We start from the raw sequence: 17,512 nt of genomic DNA on the forward strand, positions 1-17,512 counted from the left end.
TTATTCGGCGGCCTCGTCGGTTTCCGCCTGCGCCAGGGCCTCGCGCAGGGCGGCGATGAAGTCTTCCGGCGTCAGCTGCAGCATCTCCACCTCGCGTGCCGCGAAGAAGGCGCGCACGCGGTCCTGCATCTCGGTGACGGGAGTATCCTTCAGGCTGGCCTCCAGATCCGCGATGGTGCGGGTCGGCTTGACGAAGACATCGCCGGTGATCCAGACCTGCTTGAGATGGCTGCGCTCGGGGTCCACCGCCGCGCCCACGCGCATCAGGCCGCCGTCGCAGCGATACACCGCTTCGTGCAGCGGGGCATCGGTCGCGGGCCGGTTGCGCTGGTAGACCCATTCGTCGCTGTCTATCTCGGCCAGCGCCTCGCGGAAAGCGGCGTCTTCTTCCTCCAGCAGGCCGGCGGGTGCCGCCTCCACCGCGAACTCGCGCGCGATCGCCTCGGCGATGGTGCGTTTCACGTGGTCCAGATCCGGGGTCTCGCCCAGCAGGGTCGCCATGTTGGCGACGCGATCACGCGCCGACTCGATCGCCTTGTCGGAGAGCTTCTCCGCGGGGATGCGCAGGATGCGCAGCATGTCCTCGACGTCGAACTCGATCAGCAGCGTGCCCTGGTAGAGGATCGACTCGCCGTCGAAGGCGCCGCCGGTCCCGGAGATCTTGCGGCCGTCCACCTCGATGTCGTTGCGCGGACGGAAGCGCGCATCCACCCCGAGCTTCTGCATGCCCTCGGCCGCCGCGGTGCAGATCCGTTCGGCGATGCGCCCCATGTCGGCGGTGCCGAGGAACTGCTTGTCCAAGTAAAGCTCCCAGCCCAGCTGGGTGCTGTCGAAATAGATCGCGCCACCGCCAGTGATCCGGCGCTGGATCGCGATGCCATTCTCCCGGCAGTAATCGGCGTGGATCTCCTGATCCACGTTCTGGTGGAAGCCCACCAGCGCGCAGGGCTCGAACTGCAGGAAACGCAGGGTATGCGGCGAATGCCCCTCCTGGTGGCACTCCAGCAGGGCGCGGTTGAACGCCATGTTCTCCGCGGCCGGGCGCAGGCCGGTATCCAGGATGCGCAGCGATTTCTGATCACGTTCAGGCATGACAGCCACCCCCCGAGGCCACGGCCCCGCCTTCGGTCACGATGCGAATACCGCCCAGGCCCTCGCGCGCCTTGCGCTCCTGTTCGCGTCGGCGGGCCTCTTCGGCAACGATGGTGTCCAGATCCAGTTCAACCCCGCTGGCGTTGTCCGCGGCCTCCGCCATCACCTCGTCGCCCACCGCGATGGAACAGCAGGCGGGCGTGACGCGTACGTTCTTGCCCAGCCGCGCCGCCAGCTCGACCACGCCCTCGGCCGGATGCGCGATCCCCGACAGCCCGGCCATCACGGCATAGCTGTCGATCTGGCTCTTGGCCTCGCCCGGCGGCCGGGCGCACCCGAGCAGCAGCGGGGTGTCGCCCAGGCGTTCGCGGGCGTCATGGAAGAAACGGCCCACCGCATGCACGTCCGGGGTTTCGAACGGCCGACTGGCCGGGGCATAGAACGGCATGACCACCACCAGCACCACCGCATCGGGCAGATGCCGGGCCAGCATCTCGAGCGCGTTCCACTCGCCGAGCAGCTTGCCGTAGTGGAGACCGACCACGATGTGCGGCACCACCTTCATGTTGGTCTTGACCAGGCTCTCCAGGGTCCGCTCGAAGTCGTCGACGCTGCGGCGCAGGTGATAGACCTGCGTAATGGTGTCCTGTGCACCGATCACGTCCATCATCGCCGCGTCGATCCCGGCCTGCTCCATGGACAGCGCGATGTCGTCGTCCACCAGGGCGGTGTGCATCGCGATACGGAAATCCGGGAACTCGTCCTTGATCCGACGAATGGTCGAGTAGTAGGGCCCGTACTCCACCTCGTTGCGGTGGTTCGAGCCGCCAGTGAGCAGCATCCCCTGGGCGCCGGATTCGATCACCTGATTGACCTCCCGCCACAGGTCTTCGGGGCTGCGCACCGGAATCATCGGTTCCAGGATCTTGGCCTTGCAGTGGTCGCAGGCCAGCTTGCAGTCCCCGCCGGTGATCGACATCGCGGGCCAGGCGCTTTTCCCGCAGTCGGCCAGTTCGCTCGTCTGGTAGGACTTGAAGGTCGGGGTGTAAAAATGGACCGAGTCACTGCCCGCAATCGCGCCGCCTCCCCGGGCCTGAAGATCCTCCACCAGCAACGGATCCACGGGGACGTCTTCCAGGGGTTCAACCCGCCGGATCACATCGTTCCAGCTCGTCATCGGCTCTCTCCGGGTGCGCGCAATTAGTTGAACGTTTTACTGCGGTATTAGTGACAAAAAAGAGGCCGCCGATCCCTCGGGAACGACGGCCCCTTCGCGAAAGACCTTCAGCAGCCGCCGAAGCCGTCCGCTTCCATCTTGGCTTCGAACGCCGCCAGGGCATCGGAGCCGGTCTTCAGCTCGGCGCTTTCGCCGTCCCAGTCTTCCGGCTTCAGCTTGATCAGCCAGCCTTCGCCGTAGGGATCTTCGTTGATCAGGCCCGGGTTCGCGGCGACCTTGTCGTTGGTCTCGGTGACTTCGCCGGTGACCGGGGTCTTGGCCGGGCCAACCCACTTGCCGGATTCAACCGTGGTGCAGGACTTGTCCTTCTTGACCGACTTTCCCACTTTCTTGGGGGTGTACGACACGATCGTGCCGGCCAGCGAGCAGGCATAGGAGGTCAGGCCGACGGTGGCGGTACCATCGCTCTCCTTGCGCACCCAGACGTTGTTTTCAACGTTGTACATCAGATCTTCCGGAATATCACAACCCCGAACAGCGCCCATAATTACCTCCTGGATGAGTAAAGCGGGAAAGACTAGAAAGTTATCGTTTTGTCACTACGCAGGATCAGGTCAGCGAGCTCGCTGGCCCGATTGACTTCATCGACCTCGTCCACGAGATCGGAAGACGCGTCGATTCTATACCCCGGCAAAGCGGGCTGGCAAACGTGCAGACGAACCCCGGCACGCTTTGCGTCCCGGATGAACTCGCTGATCGGCTTGCCCCCTTCCATGGCCCTCAGATTCTCCGCCACGCCCTGCTCCATCAGCTTCACCCCTTCCATGGTGAAAAAGATGTACACGTCCACGTCCATCGACGCCATCACCGCGCCCAGATAGAACGGCGTGGCGCAGCGCGCGGGCGTCGACGGGCCCGAAGTCATCACGAACACGACGGTCTGTTCGTCGTTGTCGAGATAATAGTCGTCGTCGAGATCGGCCATGGTCACCCCTCAGCGCAGCTTGCGCTGGCACTCGATATCGTCTTCACGCGCCCGCCGGCAGTAGCCTTCGTGCGCCCTGTCCCCAGTGACGAACTCCGCCAGCGCCGCATCCGCCCCGTTGGTCGCCTCGACCCGCGCGATCCACGCATTGTAGGGGTCCGAATTCAGCAGAACCGGGTTCTCCAGCACCTCCTCGTTCCCCTCGACGATCTTGCAGTCGATGAAATTGGGGATCGGGCCGGCCCACTTGCCGCTCTCGATCGTCGCCACCGGCTTGCCCGGCGGCCGCCGGGTCCCCGGCCGCCGCACGCGCACGTGGATGATCTTGCCCGCAATGGTCTGGGACAGATCGGTCATGCCGACGGTCAGCGTGTCGTCGTCCTCCCGCCGCAGCCAGATCTGGTATTCGTCGTCGTAGAACAGTTCAGGATGGAACTCGCAGCCGTTGCAATCCATGATTCGCCTCGTTCCCGGACGCCCGCGCGCCCGTGCTCCACAAAAAAACGGGCGCAGCGCGCCCGTTTTGTCGTATCAAGCCTGGATGCCGAAAGAAGGGGATCAGAGGACCCCCTTCTCCTTCAGCAGGCCGATCGAGTCACTCACGTTCTCGTGAATGCCCAGCTTGCGCGGCGACAGGCCCATGGCCAGCCCCAGCAGCTGCGTGAAGTAAAGCACCTTCACGTCGGTCTTGATACCGAACTCGGTCTCGGCACGGACCTGGTGCATCTCCAGACCGGAGTGGCAGGTCGGGCATTCGGTCGCGATCACCTCGGCGCCGGAATCCTCGGCCGACTGCAGCAGGTTCAGCACCAGCTGGGTCGAGGTATCCGAGTCGGACAGCGTATGGGCGCCGCCGCAGCAGGACGTCTTCAGCGGGAAGTCAACGTTGACGCCGCCGGCGGCCCCCAGCAGGTCATCCATGAAATGCGGCTGATAGCTGGAATCCGACCCGGGACCATTGTCCTTTTCCGGGAAGATCTGCCGCGGCCGCGTGTACATGCAGCCGTAATAGTTCGCGATCTTCAGGCCGTTCAGGCTCTTGGTCATCTTCTGCTTGATGCCCTCGGGACCCAGCTCCTCCATCAGCCATTCCAGCAGATGCAGGGTGCGCACGTCCCCGGAATACACCGGATCGTCCGACTTGCGGGCCAGGTCCTGAACCGTATTCATCGTCTCGTCGGACGTCGCGGTCTCGTACTCGGCCTTCTTCAGATTGTGATAGCAGCCATTGCACGGCGCCATCACCGTGTCCATGCCCATCTGCTCGGAGGCGATGGCCATGTTCCGGGCCGACAGATAGGTCTGCAGCATCGGATGGACGTTTTTCACCTCCATCGCGCCGCAGCAGTTCCAGTCGCGCAGGTTCTCCATCTCGAGGCCCAGCGCCTTGACCAGCACGCGGGTCGAACGGTCGTAGGGACCGCCGGAGCCCTCGAGGGCACACCCGGGATAGTAAGCAACCTTAGCCATGAGCGGCCTCCTTCTGTTCGCGCACGTAGTTCTTCAGCACGTCCCCGGTCTTGCCCCAGGACTTGGTGCGCGGCGTATGTACGGTATTGAAGCCCATCGCCATCAGGTGCTTCACCGGCAGGTGCTTCATCATGCGGAAGATGAACACCTTCAGCCATTCCTGGACCAGCGGCTGGCCGGACTTCTTGAAGAAGTTCTGCATGACCTTGCCGTCTTCGATGCGGCCGGTCTTGTAGATCTGGTCGGCGAACTCTTCGTCGAACATCGTGGAGGGGGCCTTTTCGGTGATGCCCTCTTCCTCCATCCAGTGCGCCAGCGCCTTCATCACGCCCTCGGGCTTCACGTCCTTGGGGCAGATGTTGGTGCACTTGTTGCACGATACGCACTGCCAGATGATGTCCTTGTCCTTGACCAGCTCTTCCTTCATGCCAAGGCGGGTCAGGTAGATCCAGTAGCGCGGATTGAACTGCACGTTCTGCGCATACATGGTGCAGGAGTTGGTGCAGGACCCGCACTGCCAGCAGCGGTGCACGTACTCGCCGCCGGTGTAGCTCTGGATCTTCTTCTCGAAATCGTCGTCGTAGTCGCGGACCGTGCGCGGGGCAATCATGGTGTTCCAGTGCCCGGACACGTCTACGCCGTCGACCACCAGCTCGTCGTGCTGCTGGAGCCGCTCGTCCTCGATCAGTGCCTTCTCGTGTATTGCCATGACGTCTCTCCGAAAACCTGTCCAACCAGGCTCAAACTCGATTCAGTTATTATTCAGTGCAACGAAGCCTGCTCGCCCTTCAGGCGCCCCTCGGGAGAATCGATCCCGAGCAGTTTCACCACAAGCTCCAGCGGATCCTCGCGGGCCCCGAACTGGGCATCGATCAGCCCCAGGCTCATCGACAGCGACCTGGCGTAGTCGGAATACGCCTGCACCCAGAGCAGATCCGTCACGAAATGGAGATCCCGATAGAACCCCATGTCGTGCAGGGCCTCGTAGAACCATTGCCGCATGCCCAGCAGCGCTGCATAGCCGTCGTCGATCGGGATCTCCCGCAGGGTGTCGTTCCCGCGGATGAATTCCCGCATCGCGCCGGCCGTGGTACCGGAGTCCCACACCCAGCGATTGGCCAGCGGCAGCGCCTCCGGATCCGCGAAGTGCAGGACCTCCGAACCGAAGTCCCACAGTCCGCGCCGCAGCTTGCGATCGTCGCCGGCGAGATCGGCGAAGGCCTGCACCCGTTCATCCGGATGAACATCCGGCCGTACCAGACTGCGTACGCCTTCGACCACCGCGCCCTGACGCTCCGCCAGCAGCGGCCCCAGTTTGCGCCGCACCGAGAACACCAGGCCGCCCAGGGTCCGCACGTCGGCATCGTCGATCTCGTCACCTTTGGCGACGACCTCGGCGAACACCTCGTGTTTGGACTGCAGCGCCTCAATGAAGGTCTGCAATCCCTGAACCCCGCCGGCGTCGGCGATGTTCTCCTGCAGCGTGTTCAGCTTCGTTGCAAGGATGTCCCTGTCAAAGGTGACACGAGGCGGTACCGGCGTCAGATCCGGCACCGCCTCGTCCTTGACCACCTCAGCCGGCTTTCTGAACCAGCGCATGCAGGTCCGCCACGGCCCGGCCACCCGCGGCCGCACCCTGGGCGATCGAGTCGTCGATCGTCTCGGGGCCGTACGCCGCGCCGCAGGCATAGATGCCCTTGCGCGTGGTACCGCAGGTGTTGGTGTACTGCTCGGCCTTCTCGAGGAAGCCGTGCTTCTCGAGACCAACGCCGAACACCTGGGAGATCTCCGGGTTGTCGGCGTTGGGGTCCATGCCGATCGCATGCACGACCATGTCGAACGGGATCACGATCGGGCGCTTGACCAGGGTGTCCTCGCCCTTGACCAGCAGGCGGCCGTCACCGGAGGACGTCACTTCGGCGATACGCGCCTTGACGAACTTGGTCTTGAACTCTTCCTGGGACTTCCAGTAGTACTTGTCCTCGTACAGACCGAAGGTACGGATGTCCATGTAGTAGATGAACACGTCGGTCTCGGGGGACAGTTCCTTGATCTCCATGGCCATGTTCGCGGACACGGTGCAGCAGATCTTGGAGCACCACTCGCGACCGATCTGGCGGTCACGCGAACCCACGCACAGCAGGATGCAGACCCGCTCCGGCACACGGCCGTCGGAGGGGCAGGCGATGTTGCCCGAGGCGACCATCTGTTCCACCTGGGTGGTGGTCAGCACGTCCTCGTAGGTGCCGAAGCCCCACTCCGGCTTGTTGATCGAGTCGAAGTGGGTAAAGCCGGTGGCCAGCACGACCGAGCCGGCCTGCACGGTTTCGCCATTGGTCAGCGTGGCGGTGAAGTTGCCCGCCTCGCCGTCCAGCTTCTCGACCTTGGCACTCTTGTGCACGGCCACGCTGGAGTCGTCCTCGACGCGCTTGACCATGCGGCCAATCGCCTCGGAAGCCCACTCGCCGGAGGGGACCAGCTTGGCATAGCCCGACAGGATCGGGGCACCGCCCAGGACGTCTTCCTTTTCGACCATGACGGCCTTGTAGCCGGCCGAGGTCACGTTCGCGGCGGCGGACAGGCCCGCCGGACCTCCGCCAACAACCAGTACAGTATCTTGCATCACACCTTGCCCCCGTATGCGAGTTCAGGATTGTAGAGGTATTCGATGTTCCCGGCCTCGACCTCCTTGAGGTACTCCTGGAAGGTCTTCTTGGCTTCGGACCAGGACATGCCCATCTTCTCGACCAGATCTTCGCAGGGCGACGCGTGCCACTGCAGCTGGACGATCTTGAACGGATCCGCGCCGCAGGCCAGGGCCGCGAACTGGACTTCCGCCATGATCGGGATCTGGAAGTTCTGGTTATGCGCCTTGCCGATCCACTGGTTCTTGTCCATGGTCGTGACGCAGCCGGTGTCGTTGGCCAGCATCACGTCGGCATTGGCCTCTTCGCGTGCCACCCGGATCTTGCGGTCCATCGTGAACGAGCGGGTGAACTCACGCTCGGAGATGATGTGCCGGAAGCCGAAGCCGCAGCAGTCGTACCAGGTGGAGTAGTCGATCACCTGGGCACCCAGTGCCTGGGCGGTGGAGGTGATGATGGCGGTACGGTTGCCGCCCAGCACGGACTGATCGTAGACCGCGTCCTCGTGCACCATCTTGTAGTAATGGCAGGCCACGTGGGCGGTGGTGCGGATGTTGGACACGTCGATGGTCTGCAGCTCGGACGCGATGCGATTGCGCATCACGTGGACCCACTCGGAGTAGTGGATGATCTCTTCAGGGATCACGAGCTTGCCGTCGACCAGACGGCCCAGCTTGCCGAGGATCTTGGTGACCTTCTCGCGCAGTTCCGCGGACTCCACCAGGAACTTGCGGATCTCCTTGTAGTTGCCGAAGGAGGTGCCGCAGTGGACCAGCGGATAGAAGTGGCCCAGGTCGTGGCCGTGCTGCTTGCCGGAGACGTAGGCCTGGTGGAAGTTACGCAGGAATACCGCGGCCAGCGACTCGACGTTGCCGATGCCGGAACCGTGGTAGTTCCACGCGGTGCAGGACGTCTGGTCGGTCTCGTCGAGGTAGTCCTTGCCGGGTTCGAAGCCGAACTGGTTCATGAACCACAGCAGCGAGGTCGGATAGCCCGGGATGTTGCCGCACTGGCCACAGGACTTGTGGTGCCACAGCTGCTTGGTCGGGACCTGCTTGTCCCAGCCGAACAGGGTCTGCACGGTCGCCGGCTCGTGACCGTCGGTGATGCGGTGGATAATGATCTGACCGTCCTTCTCGAGCTCGTACATGTGCTCGCGGACGTCATCCATGCGGTCGCCGAGGTCGATGGTGCGGCGGTCGACGTGCTTGCGCACCCAGTCGGTGGCCTTGACGGCTTCTTCCTGCGACAGATCGGTCGCCTGGAAGAAAGAACCGTGACCGGCAACGCCCTGGCCGTCGGTGTTGTGATAGCCCGGCTTCATGGCGCCGCCGCCGGCACCTTCACCGTTCTGGTTGTGATTGCCTGGGGTCTGTTCACTCATAACGCTTCTCCTGATGTCGCGGAACCGGAGGGACAGAGACGATTACTCGTCGTCTTCCTCTTCCTGCTCCTCGAGCCAGTCTTCGTAATCCTCGCGCTTCTCGTCGATGAAGTCCTCGATCACGTCGAAGAGGTTTTCATCCATCAGTTCGAGGGACTTCAGAACGCCGGTCATTTCCCAGATGGTGTACATCTCGACCGAGGTCTTGAGCGAGACCTCCCAGGCGGTTTCCACGGTCTGCAGGGTCTTCACCGGGATGGCCTTGCGCAGCACCTGGAGATCGCCTTCCACCTTCTGGATGTTGGGACCCCAGTCCGGGAAGTGATCGGGCTGGATCATGTCGGGCGAAAGCTGGTTGCCCGTCGTGATCAGCTTGAGCATCACGCGCCCGAACGGACGAAGCACGTCCTTGGCCGACTGCATCTCGTGCTTGATGGCCACCTCGCGCATGATCGCGACGAGACCGCCGGGGGAGTTCTTGAACGGGCAGCGGGCGGCGCAGGTCATGCACTGGGCGCAGGCCCAGATCTTTTCCTGCATCGCGTCGTAGATCTGCTCGACGTTCTCGGTCCAGAGCAGCTGGACGATCTCGCGCGGGGAATAGTCGTAGAACTGGGCGGAAGGGCACGTCGCCGTGCAGATCCCGCAGTTCAGGCAGCCGTTGAGATCATGGTCGTAGCGAAAATCTCCGCGGATGTCGTCGAAGATTTGCTGCATCTCAGCATATGTCGCCATATGTCACCTCTTCGCTGTGGGCGAGCAGGCCTCTTTTGTACGGACCTTGCAGCCAGCCTAGATCGGGTCCAGGCATCAATCCAGTTACCTCACGGTAACCGCGTCTACCGGCAGCCCGGGGCCGTTCGCGGGACCGGACCCGGGCTTCGATGCGTCAGGAGACCTCAGGCCTTCTTGACCAGGAAGTAGAACTTGCCGCCCTCTTCCTTGTGCTCCATCAGTTCGTTGCCGGTCTGCTTGGCGAACGCCTGGAAGTCCTTCACCGCGCCCGGATCGGTGGCGATGATGTGCAGCACCTGACCGGCGTCCATGGAGGCCAGCGCCTTCTTGGCACGCAGGATGGGCAGCGGGCAGTTCAGGCCGGAGGCGTCGAGCTCTTGATCGAAGTTGGCCATGGCTTTCTCTCCTTATGTGAGTCTTCGTAATGGTTGACCGTTACCGGTCGTGGATCCGCCGAACTCCCCCTTATAGGGGAAACGGAATCGGAATACAACCAGATACTAATCGGGCGTGACAATCGAGCGGCCGGACTGCGCCCAGCCCATGATGCCGCCCCGCAGGTTGTACACGCCCTCCACGCCCTGCTGGGACATGAAGGCGCAGGCCTGCGCCGAACGCGCCCCGCTCTGGCAGTAGAACACCACCGGGGCATCGTCCTCGGTGAACTCGTCCTTGCGCGGCGGCACCGCCGCCAGCGGCACGAGTTCGGCGCCGGGGATCACCCCGCGTCCGGTCTCGCCCGGCTGGCGCACGTCCACCAGACGGAAGGCTCGACCTTCCGCGCGCCACTGTTCCAGTTCATCCGGGGTGATTTCCGAGAATCCGTACACGGCCAGCTCCAGTTTCCGGTTAACGTCCGGGCGGTGTAGCAGGTGCGAGGCTTCCTTGCAGAATGGCCACGCACACGGTGGGCGCGGAGGATAGCGAAACCGGCGACAAATGCAAATGGGATGACGGCATCCGCGAAGCCCGGGGAGGAGGGTGTGGCCCGCACTGCACCGGAACCGGTATCGCCCCCTGCGGTCAGACATGATAAGGTCACGCCCGCCTAAACAGTCCTGCGGAGGATTTTCCGGTGGAAAAGAGTGATTTCCAGGTAGACGGCCACTACGCCGTGACGATGAAGGATGCCCAGGGCAAGCTGCGCCCGGCGAACATCTACGTCCATCGCATGGAGGACGATCACATGATCGTTCGTTACACCTCCGGCGGCGACGTGGGCCTGCTGTTCAAGCTCAAGTACGACGACGTGGTGAAGATTGCACGCACCCACAAGGTTCTGGACCGCAAGAAGTTCATGGTCCCGGATTCCGTGCTGGATCCGAAACTGTGGAAGGACCGCGACAGCATGCGGGCCTACTCCTCGGCCCCCGGCCTGGGCAAGTAACCCGCAAGCGGCAGCACCACGCTGCGGGGGCCGGCACACCGCCGGCCCCCGTATCATGAAAAAGACCCTCCTCACGTTCCTGATCCCGCTTCTTCTGGTGCTCTTTCTGGCACCGGCGAGCACCTCTGCGGATACCTCCCTCCCGCGCCTTGGCGAAGCCTCGGGCGGCGTGCTGACCCCCGCCGAAGAAAGCGAGCTCGGCCGCTCCCTGCTGCGCGAAGTCCGACGCTCCCTGCCGGTCGTGGACGACGCGGAAATCCGCTTCTACGTGGGATCGCTGGGCCAGCAGCTCGCCAGCCACAGCGATGGCGAGGGCATCACCTTCCACTTCATCCCGATCGACAACGATCAGGTCAACGCCTTTGCGATGCCGGGCGGCATCATCGGTGTCCACACCGGGCTGATGCTGGAGACACGGGACGAGGCGGAACTCGCCGCGGTCATGGCGCACGAGATCGCCCACGTGACCCAGCGCCATCTCGCACGCATGTTCGCCCGCGGCCGCGAGATCAACTTCCGCACCGGCCTGGCGATCCTCGCCGGGGTCCTGGCCGCGGGGATCGACCCGCAGCTCGGTCAGGCGGTGATCACCGGCGGCGTCGCCAGCGGCATGCAGTCCCAGATCAACTTCACACGCGCCAACGAGGCGGAAGCCGACCGCGTCGGCATGCGCATCCTGGCCGCCAGCGATTTCGACGCGGAGGCGATGGCCGATTTCTTCGAGCGCATGCAGGAGCTTTCCCGGGGGGCGGGCGACGCGGTACCCGAATATCTGCGCACCCACCCGGTCACGCTCGACCGCATCACCGATGCGCGCAACCGTGCGCGCGACAAGCCCGAAGGCGTGCGCAACCAGGGCCCGGAATTCGCCTGGATGCAGGCCCGCGCCCGGGCGCTGAGCGATCCGCGGCGCGCGCTGGACCGGATCGGCGAGGATGCCTCCGCCGCCGAGCTGTACGGGGGCGCCATCGCACAACTGGAACGCGGCAACCCGCGCGAGGCCCGCCAGCTGCTGGAACGGATCGACGCGCCCGACGCCCCCACACTCACCCTGGAACTGGCGCGGATCGCCGTGGAACGCGCAACCGGGGAACACGCCGCGGCCCTCACCAGTCTCGAGGACCTGGACGCCGTCTACCCCGGCCACCCGGTGGTGCGCGAGCGCATGGCCCGCGTCCAGCGCGACCTCGGAAACTACGACCGGGCCCTGCGGATCACCTCGCGCATGATCCGCGAAACCGAAGCACCGGAACCGGCCCTGCTGCGCCTGCAGGCGGACATCGCCAGCGAGGCCGGCCGCGAGGCCCTGCGCCACGAAACCATGGCCGAGTATTTCTTCCATCGCGGCCAGTACGAAGAAGCCGTGCGGCAGTTCGAGGTGGCCCTGGAGGCGGGGGACGCCAGCGAGCGAGACCGCCAGCGCATCGAGGACAAGCGCGAGACGGCCAGCCGCACGGCACGCGAATTCCGCGAGGAGCGGTAACGCCCCTGCGCGCGCACGCGGACGGCACCCGCGAGGTCAAATGTCAGCGAGGAACTCGTCCTCGTCGTACCGTGCAATCCGCTCCAGGACGGCGAGGTTTTCCGAGATGGCCTCGATGCGTCTGCGGATGACTTCAGGCCTGACCATCGAGCAGCCTTTCCTTCAGGGCCTCGCGCTGGACACGGAGGTAGGGTTCGAAATCGAAGTATTCCCGCAGCGCAAGCGAGTAGTAACTGCCCCGATCGAAGTCGGGCCCGGCATGCAACAGGCAGTTCGGCCGTACGGCCTCGAAACGCAATGCCGGATCCGCGCCATCGAGCAGCACCAGATCCACCGCATCCAGCCCTTCCCGCGCCAGATCCGTCAGGATGTCCAGGCGGCGCGGCTCGATCGCCCCGGCGGGGCCGACCAGCGCAAGATCGATGTCACTGCCCTCCCGCGCCCGACCCTCCGCGCGAGAGCCGAACAGAAAGACCGCTTCCACTTCACGGTAGCGCGCGAATACCCTTTTCACCCGCTCGGCGATCGTCTCGATTGTCAGGGCAGCCGTCATTGATCGTGCTCCACACCGGAGTATCCATCAATGTAGCACGGCGCGATCCGGCTCCGGGGCCGTACGCCGGCGGGTACGCGCGAGGGTGCACTCATGGCGCGGCCTCGAGGCCAGTGGCCGCCGGGGCGTTCACGTTCTCCCCGTCCGGGAGCTGCCAGACAGCTCGGGCCAGGATGCAGAAATAAAGACAAGGATGGTGGGCCGTGAAGGAATCGAACCTTCAACCAATGGATTAAGAGTCCACTGCTCTACCAATTGAGCTAACGGCCCCCGGTACGGACGAGTACAAACGAGGGATGGGGTGACCGATGGGACTCGAACCCACGACAACCGGAGTCACAATCCGGGACTCTACCAACTGAGCTACGGTCACCACCGTATTGTTTCACTGCTTCGGCCATTGCCGATCCGGGCTCTGGCGCGCCCGGCAGGACTCGAACCTGCAACCGCCGGCTTAGAAGGCCGGTGCTCTATCCGGTTGAGCTACGAGCGCGTTTGCCGCCGGGCATCCGGGTTGTTCCAGCCGGTTGCGTCCGCCATGGTCGGGGTAGAGGGATTTGAACCCCCGACATCCTGCTCCCAAAGCAGGCGCGCTACCAGACTGCGCTATACCCCGTCGAGCCGTTCCCGCAATGGGTCCTGCACAGCGAGTGCGAAATCGTAGCGCCGGGAGGCCCCCGGGTCAAGCCATGGCCCGCGTCGCAGCCCCCGGGGATCGTGTCCGACCTTCCTTGAGGACCCGGCTGTGCCATGGGATCATCGCGTTCAGCCCTCCTGCCGGACGAGACCGAATGACAGCCCAGACCATCGACGGACGCGCCATCGCGCAGACCCATCGCGCCCGCATCGCCACCGAGATCGAATCCATGACCTCGCGCGATCTGCGTCCGCCGGGTCTCGCGGTGGTCCTGGTGGGGGCCGATCCGGCTTCGCAGGTGTACGTGCGCAACAAGCGCAAGGCCTGTGAACAGGTGGGCGTGGTCTCGCACTCCTACGACCTGCCGTCGGGCACGCCGCAGACCGATCTGCTGGCGCTGATCGACCAGCTCAACGCCGACCGCACCATCGACGGGATCCTGGTCCAGCTGCCGCTGCCGGAGCACATCGACCCGGAGACCATCATCGAGCGCATCTCCCCGGCCAAGGATGTGGACGGCTTCCATCCGTACAACGTCGGGCGGCTGGTGGCGCGCATCCCGCGCCTGCGTCCCTGCACGCCCTGGGGTGTCATCCAGCTGCTGCGCCATATCGAGGAGCCGTTCAAGGGGCGCACCGCCTGCATCATCGGCGCGTCCAACATCGTCGGCCGGCCGATGGCGCTGGAACTGCTGCTGGCCGGGGCCACGCCGACGATCTGCCACCGGTTCACCCCGGATACCGCGGCCATCGCCCGCCAGTCCGACATCCTGGTGGCTGCGGCGGGCAAGCCCGGCTTGGTCAAGCCCGACTGGATCAAGCCGGGCGCCACCGTCATCGACATCGGCATCAACCGGCGCGACGACGGCACCCTGTGCGGCGACGTGGAGTTCGACGGCGCGGCAGAAAAGGCGGACTGGATTACCCCGGTGCCCGGCGGCGTGGGCCCGATGACGGTCGCCATGCTGCTGGACAACACCCTGCGGGCGCGGGCCTTCGGTACGCACGAGGCGGCCTGAACGGCCACCCCGCCGGCCCGGCGGATCAGTCGGCGACCGCGGCCGCCACGTCGCGCGCGGCCTGCAGCCGGACGCGGGTGCGCTCCGGGCCCAGATAGTCGCGGATGCGCGGCAGCTCCGGGCCGAAGGTCTGCCCGGACAGCGCCGCGCGCAGCGGCATGAACAGACCGCGTCCCTTGCGACCCGTGGCCGCCCCCGCGGCCTTCGCCATTTCAGGGAAATCCTTGCTGGTGTCCAGCGCCTCCAGCGCGGCCTCGAACAAAGCCGGCCCGGCACCCTCGATCTCCCCGCGGGCCGCCTCGCTCAGCGGCGCCGGATCCTCGGCGAACGCGGCCACCCAGCGCCGCGCGTCTTCGACCGACGCGATGTTGTCGCGCGCCAGCGCAATCCACTCCGCGCGCCCGGCCTCCGGCAGCGGTTCCAGCACGCCCAGCCCCGCGAGATGCGCCTGCAGATCCGTGTCCGACAGCGCGCGCAGGGCCTCGGCCTGCCAGTGCTCCAGCTGGCGCGGATCGTGGCGCGCCGCCGAATGACCGATCCGCGCCGGGTCGAACCCCTGCGCCAGCCCCTCCAGCGAGAGCAGGCCCCCCTCCTCGTAACGATGACCCAGCCGCGCGAGGTGGTTGAGGATCGCCAGCGGCAGCACCCCGGCCTCGCGCAGTTCGCGGATGCTGGCCGAACCGTTGCGCTTGGACAGCGGAGCCCCGTCGTCGCCGTTGACCAGCGGCAGGTGGTGATAGCCGGGCGCCGGCAGTTCCAGCGCCTCCAGCAACAGCAGCTGGCGCGGGGTGTTGGCGATGTGATCCTCGCCGCGTACCACGTCGGTCACCCCCATCAGGGCATCGTCCACCGCGTTGGAGAAGAAGAACGCCGGCGTGCCGTCCGAGCGCCGGATCACGAAGTCGCCGATCTCGTCGGTGCGGAACTTCACCGCGCCGCGCACTCCGTCCTCGAAGCGCACCGTGCGCCCCAGCGGCACGCGGAAACGCAGGGTCGGGCGCTGCCCTTCGGCCTCGCGGCGGCGCGCCTCCTCCGGGTCCAGTCCGGCACAGGTGCCGGGGTAGCGCGGCGGCTTGCCCTGGGCACGCATGCGCTTGCGCCCGCGCTCGAGTTCTTCCGGCGTGCAGAAACAGGGATACGCCAGACCGGCCTCGATCAGCCGGTCGTAGTAGGCCTGGTAGAGCCCCGTACGCTGTGACTGGGCATAGGGACCGGCGTCGCCGGCGGCCGCGCCGTACCCCTCGTCCCAGTCCAGCCCCAGCCACTGCAGATCCTGTTGCAGCGCCTCGACGAACTCCGCGCGCGAACGTTCCGCATCGGTGTCCTCGATGCGCAGCAGGAAATGCCCGCCGCGCGCCCGTGCCAGCAGGGCGCTGAACAGCGCGGTACGCAGATTGCCAAGGTGCAGCAGCCCGGTGGGACTGGGCGCGAAACGGGTGCGGGTCACGGTTGTCGTCATGGCGCGCATGGTAGCCGAGCGACCCCGGTGCGACCAGCACCGCTCCGCCAAAAGGGGGAGCGCGAGGCGGGCCGACTGGAACCGGCGGGGGCCCGCGGTTACCATGCCGGCTCCTGATTCCGGAGTGTCGTCATGCCCCGTCCTGTTCCGCTGGCCGGCATCGCCGCGGCCCTCCTGATCCTCGTCCTCAGCTTTCCGGGAGCCCTCATGGCCGAATCCAGCCCCAAGGTCGCGCTTGAAACCACGCACGGCCGCATCGTCCTGCAACTCGACGCCGAAGCCGCGCCGGAGACCGTCGCCAACTTCCTGCAGTACGTCGACGACGGCTTTTACGACGGCACGCTGTTCCATCGCGTGATCCCCGGCTTCATGGTCCAGGGCGGCGGCATGGACAAGGACATGCGCCAGAAGCCCACGCGCGACCCGATCCGCAACGAGGCGGACAACGGCCTGAAGAACAAGGTCGGCGCGGTCTCCATGGCCCGCACCCAGGACCCGCATTCGGCCACCGCCCAGTTCTTCGTCAACGTCAACGACAACGACTTCCTCAACCACACCGCACCCAACCCGCAGGGCTGGGGCTACACGGTGTTCGGCGAAGTGGTCGAGGGCATGGACGTCGTGCGCACCATCGAGGGCGTGCCCACCGGCCGTTCCGGCATGCATCAGGACGTGCCGCAGGAACCCGTGGTCCTGGAAAGCGCCCGCCGCGCCGAGTGATCCCGTGAGCGAGACCGCGCCCGCCCTGGTCATCTCCGACCTGCACCTGGAGCGCGAACCCGGCCCGACGCTGAACGCCGCGCTGGCGTTCCTCGACGGCCCGGCGCGGGCCGCCTCGGCCCTGTACATCCTGGGCGACCTGTTCGAGTACTGGGTCGGCGACGACGCCTCGCATCCGGCGGCAGAGCAACTGGCGGCGGCGCTCTCCGCGCTGGAGGCGCCGGTCATGTTCATCCATGGCAACCGCGACTTCCTCGTGGGCCCGGACTACGCCGCCCGCGCCGGCATGACACTCGCCCCCGAGCCGCTGCACGCCACGCTGCCCTGCGGCCCGGCCCTCCTGATGCACGGCGACTCCCTGTGCACCGACGACAGCGAACACATGGCCTTTCGCCAGATGGTGCGCAGCGAGGTCTGGCAACGGGATTTCCTCGGCCAGCCACTGGAACAGCGCATCGCGCGGGCCGAAACCATGCGCGAGGCCAGCCGTCACAACGGGCAGATGAAGGCCGCCGCGATCACCGACGTGAATGGCGAAGCCGTGGCCGCGACCTTTCGCGACGGCGACGTGCCGCTGCTGATCCACGGACACACCCACCGCCCCGCGATCCACGATCTGGAGGTCGCCGGCCAGCCGCGTCAGCGCTGCGTGCTGCCGGCCTGGGACGAGCACCCCGGCTTCCTGGAGCTCGGCCCGGAAGGCCCGGTCCTGCGCCAGCTGGACGAAACGCCCTACCCCGCACACCTGCTCCACGCCTGAGACTGTC

At 65.6% G+C, this 17,512-nt stretch carries 20 protein-coding genes and 4 tRNA genes; 5 read left to right on the top strand and 19 right to left on the bottom strand.

The window, feature by feature from the left end:
* From C998_RS0107845 to C998_RS0107905, 13 genes are all read right to left on the bottom strand, one after another.
* Window positions 1-1,092, bottom strand: coding sequence for a biotin/lipoate A/B protein ligase family protein (locus tag C998_RS0107845; protein ID WP_018870314.1), 1,092 nt, complete (start codon window positions 1,090-1,092; stop codon window positions 1-3).
* Window positions 1,085-2,269, bottom strand: coding sequence for a radical SAM protein (locus C998_RS0107850; protein ID WP_018870315.1), 1,185 nt, complete (start codon window positions 2,267-2,269; stop codon window positions 1,085-1,087). The genes C998_RS0107845 and C998_RS0107850 overlap by 8 nt, the downstream gene beginning before the upstream one ends.
* 107 nt (window positions 2,270-2,376) lie before the next feature.
* The gene (locus tag C998_RS0107855; RefSeq protein WP_077244523.1) at window positions 2,377-2,814 is read right to left on the bottom strand and encodes a glycine cleavage system protein H; all 438 of its coding nucleotides are present in this window, start codon (window positions 2,812-2,814) and stop codon (window positions 2,377-2,379) included.
* 32 nt (window positions 2,815-2,846) lie between these two features.
* Entirely contained in the window at window positions 2,847-3,254 is a 408-nt protein-coding gene (locus C998_RS0107860) for a DsrE family protein (protein ID WP_018870317.1), read from the bottom strand.
* A gap of 9 nt (window positions 3,255-3,263) precedes the next feature.
* Window positions 3,264-3,710: a glycine cleavage system protein H gene (locus C998_RS0107865; protein WP_018870318.1), complete on the bottom strand. Its 447-nt coding sequence runs from the start codon at window positions 3,708-3,710 to the stop codon at window positions 3,264-3,266.
* Window positions 3,711-3,812: 102 nt separating this feature from the next.
* A complete protein-coding gene (locus C998_RS0107870) occupies window positions 3,813-4,724 on the bottom strand; it encodes a CoB--CoM heterodisulfide reductase iron-sulfur subunit B family protein (RefSeq protein ID WP_018870319.1) in 912 nt (303 codons plus the stop codon).
* A complete protein-coding gene (locus C998_RS0107875) occupies window positions 4,717-5,433 on the bottom strand; it encodes a 4Fe-4S dicluster domain-containing protein (protein ID WP_018870320.1) in 717 nt (238 codons plus the stop codon). The genes C998_RS0107870 and C998_RS0107875 overlap by 8 nt, the downstream gene beginning before the upstream one ends.
* Window positions 5,434-5,486: 53 nt before the next feature.
* A complete protein-coding gene (locus C998_RS0107880) occupies window positions 5,487-6,359 on the bottom strand; it encodes a hypothetical protein (RefSeq protein ID WP_018870321.1) in 873 nt (290 codons plus the stop codon).
* Window positions 6,298-7,347 (bottom strand): CoB--CoM heterodisulfide reductase iron-sulfur subunit A family protein, encoded by a 1,050-nt coding sequence (locus tag C998_RS0107885; protein ID WP_018870322.1) that lies wholly within the window; start codon window positions 7,345-7,347, stop codon window positions 6,298-6,300. The genes C998_RS0107880 and C998_RS0107885 overlap by 62 nt, the downstream gene beginning before the upstream one ends.
* Window positions 7,347-8,753, bottom strand: coding sequence for a heterodisulfide reductase-related iron-sulfur binding cluster (locus tag C998_RS0107890; RefSeq protein WP_018870323.1), 1,407 nt, complete (start codon window positions 8,751-8,753; stop codon window positions 7,347-7,349). Before C998_RS0107890 ends, C998_RS0107885 begins: the two co-directional genes overlap by 1 nt.
* Window positions 8,754-8,795: 42 nt before the next feature.
* Complete coding sequence (locus C998_RS0107895; RefSeq protein ID WP_018870324.1) at window positions 8,796-9,470, bottom strand: 4Fe-4S dicluster domain-containing protein; 675 nt, start codon at window positions 9,468-9,470, stop codon at window positions 8,796-8,798.
* 182 nt (window positions 9,471-9,652) lie between these two features.
* On the bottom strand, window positions 9,653-9,883 hold the full coding sequence (locus C998_RS0107900) for a sulfurtransferase TusA family protein (RefSeq protein WP_018870325.1): 231 nt from the start codon (window positions 9,881-9,883) through the stop codon (window positions 9,653-9,655).
* A gap of 105 nt (window positions 9,884-9,988) precedes the next feature.
* The gene (locus C998_RS0107905; protein WP_018870326.1) at window positions 9,989-10,318 is read right to left on the bottom strand and encodes a rhodanese-like domain-containing protein; all 330 of its coding nucleotides are present in this window, start codon (window positions 10,316-10,318) and stop codon (window positions 9,989-9,991) included.
* Window positions 10,319-10,563: 245 nt separating this feature from the next.
* Between C998_RS0107905 and C998_RS0107910 the strand changes: the two genes are divergently transcribed.
* Both C998_RS0107910 and C998_RS0107915 read left to right on the top strand, forming a co-directional pair.
* Window positions 10,564-10,875 (top strand): hypothetical protein, encoded by a 312-nt coding sequence (locus tag C998_RS0107910; protein ID WP_018870327.1) that lies wholly within the window; start codon window positions 10,564-10,566, stop codon window positions 10,873-10,875.
* A gap of 55 nt (window positions 10,876-10,930) precedes the next feature.
* Window positions 10,931-12,358 (top strand): M48 family metalloprotease, encoded by a 1,428-nt coding sequence (locus C998_RS0107915; RefSeq protein ID WP_018870328.1) that lies wholly within the window; start codon window positions 10,931-10,933, stop codon window positions 12,356-12,358.
* Window positions 12,359-12,491: 133 nt separating this feature from the next.
* On the opposite strand, the gene C998_RS0107925 is transcribed toward C998_RS0107915, so the two are convergent.
* The 5 genes from C998_RS0107925 to C998_RS0107945 all read right to left on the bottom strand — a co-directional run bounded on the left by C998_RS0107925 (window position 12,492) and on the right by C998_RS0107945 (window position 13,527).
* Window positions 12,492-12,911 (bottom strand): nucleotidyltransferase domain-containing protein, encoded by a 420-nt coding sequence (locus tag C998_RS0107925; protein WP_018870330.1) that lies wholly within the window; start codon window positions 12,909-12,911, stop codon window positions 12,492-12,494.
* A 194-nt stretch (window positions 12,912-13,105) separates the two neighbouring features.
* Window positions 13,106-13,181 (bottom strand) — tRNA-Lys (locus C998_RS0107930).
* 27 nt (window positions 13,182-13,208) lie between these two features.
* A tRNA-His gene (locus C998_RS0107935) sits at window positions 13,209-13,284 on the bottom strand.
* 43 nt (window positions 13,285-13,327) lie between these two features.
* Window positions 13,328-13,404: transfer RNA gene (locus tag C998_RS0107940), tRNA-Arg, on the bottom strand.
* Window positions 13,405-13,450: 46 nt separating this feature from the next.
* Window positions 13,451-13,527, bottom strand: a tRNA-Pro gene (locus C998_RS0107945).
* 175 nt (window positions 13,528-13,702) lie between these two features.
* On the opposite strand from C998_RS0107945, the gene folD reads away from it, so the two are divergent.
* Window positions 13,703-14,566, top strand: coding sequence for a bifunctional methylenetetrahydrofolate dehydrogenase/methenyltetrahydrofolate cyclohydrolase FolD (folD, locus tag C998_RS0107950; protein ID WP_018870331.1), 864 nt, complete (start codon window positions 13,703-13,705; stop codon window positions 14,564-14,566).
* A gap of 25 nt (window positions 14,567-14,591) precedes the next feature.
* Here the strand turns inward: folD and gltX are convergent, their stop codons facing one another.
* The gene (gene gltX, locus C998_RS0107955; RefSeq protein WP_018870332.1) at window positions 14,592-16,034 is read right to left on the bottom strand and encodes a glutamate--tRNA ligase; all 1,443 of its coding nucleotides are present in this window, start codon (window positions 16,032-16,034) and stop codon (window positions 14,592-14,594) included.
* A 198-nt stretch (window positions 16,035-16,232) separates the two neighbouring features.
* Between gltX and C998_RS0107960 the strand changes: the two genes are divergently transcribed.
* Together C998_RS0107960 and C998_RS0107965 are read left to right on the top strand one after the other, a co-directional pair.
* Window positions 16,233-16,745, top strand: coding sequence for a peptidylprolyl isomerase (locus C998_RS0107960; protein ID WP_026279534.1), 513 nt, complete (start codon window positions 16,233-16,235; stop codon window positions 16,743-16,745).
* A 4-nt stretch (window positions 16,746-16,749) separates the two neighbouring features.
* A complete protein-coding gene (locus C998_RS0107965) occupies window positions 16,750-17,505 on the top strand; it encodes a UDP-2,3-diacylglucosamine diphosphatase (RefSeq protein WP_018870334.1) in 756 nt (251 codons plus the stop codon).
* Window positions 17,506-17,512 lie beyond the last annotated feature (7 nt).

It is taken from the genome of Thioalkalivibrio sp. ALgr3, assembly GCF_000377325.1.
Lineage (GTDB): Bacteria > Pseudomonadota > Gammaproteobacteria > Ectothiorhodospirales > Ectothiorhodospiraceae > Thioalkalivibrio.

Coding starts and splice junctions, on each gene's coding strand:
- C998_RS0107960 (WP_026279534.1), top strand. CDS start 16,233: ATGGCCGAATCCAGCCCCAAGGTCGCGCTTGAAACCACGCACGGCCGC.
- folD (WP_018870331.1), top strand. CDS start 13,703: ATGACAGCCCAGACCATCGACGGACGCGCCATCGCGCAGACCCATCGC.
- C998_RS0107865 (WP_018870318.1), bottom strand. CDS start 3,710: ATGGATTGCAACGGCTGCGAGTTCCATCCTGAACTGTTCTACGACGAC.
- C998_RS0107895 (WP_018870324.1), bottom strand. CDS start 9,470: ATGCAGCAAATCTTCGACGACATCCGCGGAGATTTTCGCTACGACCAT.
- C998_RS0107855 (WP_077244523.1), bottom strand. CDS start 2,814: ATGGGCGCTGTTCGGGGTTGTGATATTCCGGAAGATCTGATGTACAAC.
- C998_RS0107860 (WP_018870317.1), bottom strand. CDS start 3,254: ATGGCCGATCTCGACGACGACTATTATCTCGACAACGACGAACAGACC.
- C998_RS0107925 (WP_018870330.1), bottom strand. CDS start 12,911: ATGACGGCTGCCCTGACAATCGAGACGATCGCCGAGCGGGTGAAAAGG.
- C998_RS0107890 (WP_018870323.1), bottom strand. CDS start 8,753: ATGAGTGAACAGACCCCAGGCAATCACAACCAGAACGGTGAAGGTGCC.
- C998_RS0107875 (WP_018870320.1), bottom strand. CDS start 5,433: ATGGCAATACACGAGAAGGCACTGATCGAGGACGAGCGGCTCCAGCAG.
- C998_RS0107845 (WP_018870314.1), bottom strand. CDS start 1,092: ATGCCTGAACGTGATCAGAAATCGCTGCGCATCCTGGATACCGGCCTG.
- gltX (WP_018870332.1), bottom strand. CDS start 16,034: ATGCGCGCCATGACGACAACCGTGACCCGCACCCGTTTCGCGCCCAGT.
- C998_RS0107850 (WP_018870315.1), bottom strand. CDS start 2,269: ATGACGAGCTGGAACGATGTGATCCGGCGGGTTGAACCCCTGGAAGAC.
- C998_RS0107915 (WP_018870328.1), top strand. CDS start 10,931: ATGAAAAAGACCCTCCTCACGTTCCTGATCCCGCTTCTTCTGGTGCTC.
- C998_RS0107870 (WP_018870319.1), bottom strand. CDS start 4,724: ATGGCTAAGGTTGCTTACTATCCCGGGTGTGCCCTCGAGGGCTCCGGC.
- C998_RS0107900 (WP_018870325.1), bottom strand. CDS start 9,883: ATGGCCAACTTCGATCAAGAGCTCGACGCCTCCGGCCTGAACTGCCCG.
- C998_RS0107885 (WP_018870322.1), bottom strand. CDS start 7,347: ATGCAAGATACTGTACTGGTTGTTGGCGGAGGTCCGGCGGGCCTGTCC.